Consider the following 1,664-nt stretch of genomic DNA (forward strand, 5'->3'; position numbering starts at 1 on the left):
GGCGTTAGCCATGGATATCGTCAGACTCGCAATCAACAATGCCCGCCTGACCATTTCGGTCCTCGTCTTCCTTCTGCTGGCGGGCTGGGTCGCATATCAGGCGACGCCAAAGGAAGCGGAGCCCGACGTTCCGATTCCGATGATGTATGTCAGCCTGATCTACCAGGGCATTTCGCCCGAGGATTCGGAGCGGCTTCTGCTGCGGCCGATGGAAAGCAAGCTGAAAAGCCTGAAGGGCCTCAAGGAGATGCGTTCGGCCGCTTTCCAGGGCGGCGGCTACGTGCTGGTCGAATTCCAGCCGCAGACCAATCTGGCCACCGCGCTGCAGGACACGCGCAGCAAGGTGCAGGACGCCAAGGCCGACCTGCCGCAGGCGGCGGAAGAACCTGTCGTCACCGAAGTCAACATTTCCGAATTTCCCGTGCTCGTCGTCACCCTCTCGGGAAATCTGCCTGAACGCGTGCTGACCGCCGCCGCGCGTGAACTGCGCGACCGCATCGAGGAGGTTCCCGGTGTTCTCGAGGGCTCGCTGCAGGGTGCGCGCGACGATCTCGTCGAGGTCGTCATCGATCCGATGAAGCTGTCTTCCTATGGGCTGCAACTCGATCAACTGATCGGTGCGGTCGGCAACTCCAACAGCCTGGTCGCCGCCGGCAATATCGAAGGCTCGGAGGGCAAATACGCCGTCAAGGTACCGTCGCTGATCGAAACGCCGGAGGATGTCGCCGCACTGCCGGTGGTCGCCGGCCCCAATGCCGTGGTGCAGGCCAAGGACATCGCGACGATCCGTTCGACCTTCAAGGATGCCGAGACGGTGACCCGTCTCAACGGCAAGCCGGCCATCGCCATCGAAGTCAAGAAGCGCATCGGCTCCAACCTGATCGACACCATCGCCAAGGTGCGAACGGTGTCCGACGAGTTTGTCAAGTCGATGCCCGAGGGCATGAACGTCACCTACACGCAGGACAAGTCGGTCTTCGTCAACCAGCTGCTCGGCGACCTGCAGAACCATGTGATGATCGCCGTCATCCTGGTGTTCATCGTCATCCTCTACGCGCTGTCCGGCCGCGCCTCGCTGCTCATCGGGCTTGCGATTCCGTCGTCCTTCCTGATCGGCATCCTGCTGCTGGCGATGATGGGCTACACGATCAACATGATCGTGCTGTTCAGCCTGATCCTGGCCGTCGGCATGCTGGTCGACGATGCGATCATCGTCACCGAGTTCGCCGAACGACGGATGAGCGAAGGCATGCCGAAGGAGGAAGCCTTCGCGCTCGCCGCCAAGCGCATGGCCGGTCCGGTCATCGCCGCGACGATGACGCGCATCGCCGCCTTCTCGCCGCTGCTGTTCTGGCCGGGCATCATCGGCGACTTCATGAAGTACATGCCGATCACGCTGATCGTCACGCTATCGGCCTCGATGCTCTACGCGCTTGTCTTCGCGCCGACGCTGGGTGCGATCTTCGCCAAGGCGCCGCCGCATCATGAGGATGACAATCGCGACGGCTGGTACATGGCGATCGTCAAGCAGGCGGTGCGCTTCCCCATCACCGTGCTGGTGCTGACCGTCGCGCTCTTGTTCGGCGTCGGCTTTGCCTATTCGAAATACGGCGCCGGCGTCGAGTTCTTCCCGAATGTCGAGCCGGATTATGGCCTGCTCTACG

The 1,664-nt window shown here is 62.1% G+C and carries 1 protein-coding gene; it reads left to right on the plus strand.

Annotated features, from left to right (window positions below):
* Positions 1-10: 10 nt before the first annotated feature.
* A partial coding sequence (locus EN906_RS28965; RefSeq protein WP_164777434.1) for an efflux RND transporter permease subunit occupies positions 11-1,664 on the plus strand: 1,654 nt, incomplete at its 3' end.

Source organism: Mesorhizobium sp. M7A.F.Ca.CA.004.06.1.1 (genome assembly GCF_003999135.1).
Taxonomy (GTDB): Bacteria; Pseudomonadota; Alphaproteobacteria; order Rhizobiales; family Rhizobiaceae; genus Mesorhizobium.